This is a genomic window from Enterobacter cloacae complex sp.6700776 (genome assembly GCF_048284255.1).
GTDB classification, from domain to species: domain Bacteria; phylum Pseudomonadota; class Gammaproteobacteria; order Enterobacterales; family Enterobacteriaceae; genus Enterobacter; species Enterobacter intestinihominis.
Genome location: NZ_JBLVYK010000040.1, coordinates 1 through 3935 on the forward strand (window position 1 = coordinate 1; position 3935 = coordinate 3935).

Genomic DNA, 3935 nt, shown 5'->3' on the forward strand with positions numbered 1-3935 from the left:
ATTTTATTCTGATCTTTACCTGTTAACTAAAAAACATAAAAATTTATCTGTTTTTTTTCATCAGCATCGTCATTAAAAAATAGATATGATGTGATATTTTCTTGTTTGCCTTTTTTATCAGTATTCTAATAAATTAGAGAAGATATTATCTAAAAAGTTTTATTTTTCTAGGGAGCTTGTTTTAATGAATGTACCTCCCGCGTATGTATATAGATGCGTAAGTAAATGTTAATTTATAATCTACTTGTAACAATTCTACCTTTACACTTATTGATAAATAAATTAAATTTATCCTCAAGTTCATTAAGCTGTTCGGTTAACGCTTGCATATCTTGACGAATTCCCTCTTTATCTAAAACACGACCTTCATCACGTCGCAGTATCATATTAATATTAAGTCCAATGCGTTTAATATGATTTCGACATAATCTCATCTCTTGTAACTCTTGGTCGAAAAAATCCATTTCATTACTTAACGTTGCTTGCAGACGAAAACGCATTTCTCTCGATAATGACCAACCATGTTTTTTGGCTAGTGCTAACAAAGCATCTTTCTGTTCTTTTGTTAAATAAATAAAAGCTCTTTCGTTGGTATAATCCACTTCTTCTCCTATTGAAACTGAATGCTCAGATAGTGAATCTTTAATATTTTTAGATTTATTTAAAATGGCATTGCCAACATTTTTATAAAAACTCGGCAATGTTATATTTAAGTTTTCTTTGACTTTTTTATGATATAATTCATATTCATCATCATTCAATCTAAATTTAATTTGTTTCATCTCCCCCCCCCAAGAACCGACTGTAGGTCAACCGCCTAACAATAGTAAAATGGTACCATTTTTACAGTTGTTAGGCTATCCTGCATCGCAATTAAACCACTCAAAATTTCATACTGATTTTTTTATAGAAAAGATTAATACAGATAGAAAGGGGCAGACTACACCCCTGCTGTGAAATGAAGCTTTAAGCCTAATGCTTTAGTTATTTTGAGCATAGAGCTAAATGTTGGATTTCCTTTCCCTGATAATGCATGATAAAGCCCCTCTCTGGACATTCCTACCTCTCTAGAAAGCTGGCTCATATTTTTAGCTCTCGCAATATCACCTAATGCAGAAAGTAATAATGCAGGATCGCCATCTTCTAAAATATCATTTAAATAAAGCTGCATTTCTTCTTCACTATTTAAATGCTCCGCAATATCATACCCTTTAATTTTCACTTTCATATTTCCCCCTCAATTTCTTTGAAAATCAATTTTGCTTTTTCAATATCTTTTTGTTGGGTATTTTTATCCCCACCGCAAAGCAAAATTACAATAAAAGTGTTTGTTTTCCGCAAATAAACCCTGTAACCCTTTCCCTCATGTATTCTAAGTTCAGAAAACCCCTCGCCTATCGGTTCAATATCTCCGAAATTGCCATTTTTAATTCGCCTGATACGTGCCTGAATTTTTGTTTTCGCACGGATATCTTTTAGCTCCCCTATCCAGTCATTAAAAATATCTGTGGTTAATACCGTTATCACATTAAGCACCCCCATTAGTTATAACCCCACTATAACCGATTAAAATAAAGGTGTTAAATAAATCTGACATATCGGTGATATTTACCTACGCCACAAAACTCTCTCAATCGCTCTATATTGAGAGATCTATATTAAGATGAGGAATCCAACGCAAGGCGTAATAAAATCGCTCAGAATTGATTAGGGGCGTTTTTTGGGGTATTTATGCCCTTTAGGGCGTATAAGGCAACTGCTCGAAGCTACAAAAAACACTGTGGCGGATTTGCCGATAAATAGGGGGGATTCAAAGATAAACGGAGAACCGCTTCCTTCCCTGTAAAGCTGTGAGCGTAGCGAACCAGACGAGCTCGAACCATAAAGCTACGTAGAAGTTGGATGGTCGGAGACGAAAGAACGCTAAAGCCACACCCAGCCCGAACGACGTGAGGGAGCTAGCCCAATCAAGCCCGTGAGAGCACATCAGGAAAGCAAGCGGTAAGCTTGCGACATTCTTGTTTGATTCCTACCGCCTCGCGTTTGCTCGTTGGTTAAAACCAATTCGATCAAAAAACAAGTTTTTGTCCGTTTTGGTTTTGCATTTTTTGGTACACAAAATGATTGGTTATCCACAGATTTGAGGTTGATTTTGCTTTTTAAATTCTTTTTATATTCTTTTTAAAACCTTTTTAGACGCCAGAACCCCTTTAAAATCATTTACATACAGAGTTAAAAGTAACTTTTTTCGGGTTAAAAGTAACTTTTTTCGGGTTAAAAGTAACTTTTTTCGGGTTAAAAGTAACTTTTTTCGGGTAGTATCCACAGATAAAGATAACAACAACAAACAACGTTACTTTACTTTTGCAGTAACATTATTTATTTTAGTTACAGTTACCCGACACTTGTTACTTTATCAAAAAACAGTAGATCAAATACTGCTCATTTAGGTGAATAGATGAAAGGCAAAAAACCTGAATCAATAACCATGACCTTGAACCTGCGCGGGAAAAATATCGTGATGAGCAATGCCATTACGAGAGCAGCGCAAAGCCTATCACTGGCAGAAAAACGCATCATTTTTGCTGCCATAGCCAAAATGGGCGGGCAGTACTCCCCGATAAAAATCACAGCGGAAGAATACGCTAATACGTTTGGAATGCCGTTAAAACAAGCGTATTCACAATTAAAAATCGCCGCTGACAATTTTTTTAACCGATACATTAGCTTCAGAATAAACGAAGTCAGCGAAACAGACGTTGATGTGTGGAAAATAAGATGGTTGGGTGCTTACAAGTACAATGAAGGTGAAGCCCATGTTGTTCTGAGCTTTACACCACAGGTCACCCCCTACCTATGCGAACTGGAAGAAAATTTCACTAAATACCAGTTATCGCAGGCATGCGGACTACGCTCTGTTCACTCATGGCGGTTACTTGAATTATTCGAGCAAATGAATACCCATAAAGATAATAACGGATGGTTATCCATATCGTTGGATGATTTTCATCATGCAATGGAATCCCCTGAAAGTTATAAAAAAACTTTTGGGCTACTTCGGGAAAGGGTGATAGAACCTGCCGTAAAAGAACTAACCGAAAAGGACAATTGGATAATCCAATGGAAGCCGTTAAAAAGAGGCAAAAAAGTCGTTCGTCTTGAGTTCTGGTTTCAAAAAGATGACCAGTTAAAAATTGATATTTAATTAACTCGGTTTAAAGGTGCTTAAAATTCCTTATCTTAAAAAAGTCTTCTTTCTTAAGATTTAGTTAAGAACTGAATGTTATATTCAAAAATAACAAAAGGAGAATATATGAAAGCCAAATATGCGATTGTAGGTTTACTTAGTCTGATTTCATTTGCTAGCTTATCTGCAAATGGAGGCTTTAGTGCAAATGGGGTGAATTATAATTCAGGGGGATTTATTGGTGCAAACCAACCTGTAACAACAGTGGAACAAGCTAAAAAAATGCCTGATGATGCCTGGGTTACATTAGAAGGCAACTTAGTTCGACAAGTTGGTCATGAATTATATGAATTTAAAGATGCGACAGGAACAGTTTTGGTTGATATAGATAACAAACGCTGGTTAGGTCAATCTGCTACCCCTGAAACCAAAGTCCAATTAATTGGTGAGGTAGATAAAGATTGGATGGAATTTGAAATAGATGTAAAACAAATTAATATAATTAAATGATGGTAATTTCAATTTAGCCAGTAATTATGTATATTGCTGGCTAAATCCCCTCAGAGAAATCAATGAGTGCTATGTTAAATAGACAAATTAAGTATATAATTCAATACATAAAGTCACCAAAAGAATTTGGAACCATATGTCCAGCATCAAAATTTCTATGTGATAAAATGATCAGAAGTATTAAAATGAAAGATGTATATAATATAGCTGAATTGGGTTCTGCAGATGGTGTATTAAC

The 3935-nt window shown here is 35.2% G+C and carries 5 protein-coding genes; 2 read left to right on the forward strand and 3 right to left on the reverse strand.

The features are described 5' to 3' along the window. Window positions 1-233 precede the first annotated feature (233 nt). The 3 genes from ACNQ0T_RS22970 to ACNQ0T_RS22980 all read right to left on the reverse strand — a co-directional run bounded on the left by ACNQ0T_RS22970 (window position 234) and on the right by ACNQ0T_RS22980 (window position 1527). Window positions 234-782: a hypothetical protein gene (locus tag ACNQ0T_RS22970; protein WP_036953737.1), complete on the reverse strand. Its 549-nt coding sequence runs from the start codon at window positions 780-782 to the stop codon at window positions 234-236. Between the two features lie 158 nt (window positions 783-940). Then, a complete protein-coding gene (locus ACNQ0T_RS22975) occupies window positions 941-1228 on the reverse strand; it encodes an addiction module antidote protein (RefSeq protein WP_036953739.1) in 288 nt (95 codons plus the stop codon). Further along, a complete protein-coding gene (locus tag ACNQ0T_RS22980) occupies window positions 1225-1527 on the reverse strand; it encodes a type II toxin-antitoxin system RelE/ParE family toxin (protein ID WP_036953742.1) in 303 nt (100 codons plus the stop codon). The genes ACNQ0T_RS22975 and ACNQ0T_RS22980 overlap by 4 nt, the downstream gene beginning before the upstream one ends. Before the next feature lie 931 nt (window positions 1528-2458). Here ACNQ0T_RS22980 and ACNQ0T_RS22985 point away from each other — a divergent pair. After that, a complete protein-coding gene (locus ACNQ0T_RS22985; RefSeq protein WP_036963455.1) occupies window positions 2459-3205 on the forward strand; it encodes a replication initiation protein in 747 nt (248 codons plus the stop codon). A gap of 108 nt (window positions 3206-3313) precedes the next feature. Next, window positions 3314-3697, forward strand: a complete 384-nt coding sequence (locus tag ACNQ0T_RS22990; RefSeq protein WP_036953731.1) for a YgiW/YdeI family stress tolerance OB fold protein — start codon at window positions 3314-3316, stop codon at window positions 3695-3697. The last annotated feature ends 238 nt before the right edge of the window (window positions 3698-3935 follow it).

What these genes read in the sequence shown, in the direction of transcription:
- ACNQ0T_RS22970 (WP_036953737.1), bottom strand. Translation starts at nt 782, where the DNA reads ATGAAACAAATTAAATTTAGATTGAATGATGATGAATATGAATTATAT.
- ACNQ0T_RS22975 (WP_036953739.1), bottom strand. Translation starts at nt 1,228, where the DNA reads ATGAAAGTGAAAATTAAAGGGTATGATATTGCGGAGCATTTAAATAGT.
- ACNQ0T_RS22985 (WP_036963455.1), top strand. Translation starts at nt 2,459, where the DNA reads ATGAAAGGCAAAAAACCTGAATCAATAACCATGACCTTGAACCTGCGC.
- ACNQ0T_RS22990 (WP_036953731.1), top strand. Translation starts at nt 3,314, where the DNA reads ATGAAAGCCAAATATGCGATTGTAGGTTTACTTAGTCTGATTTCATTT.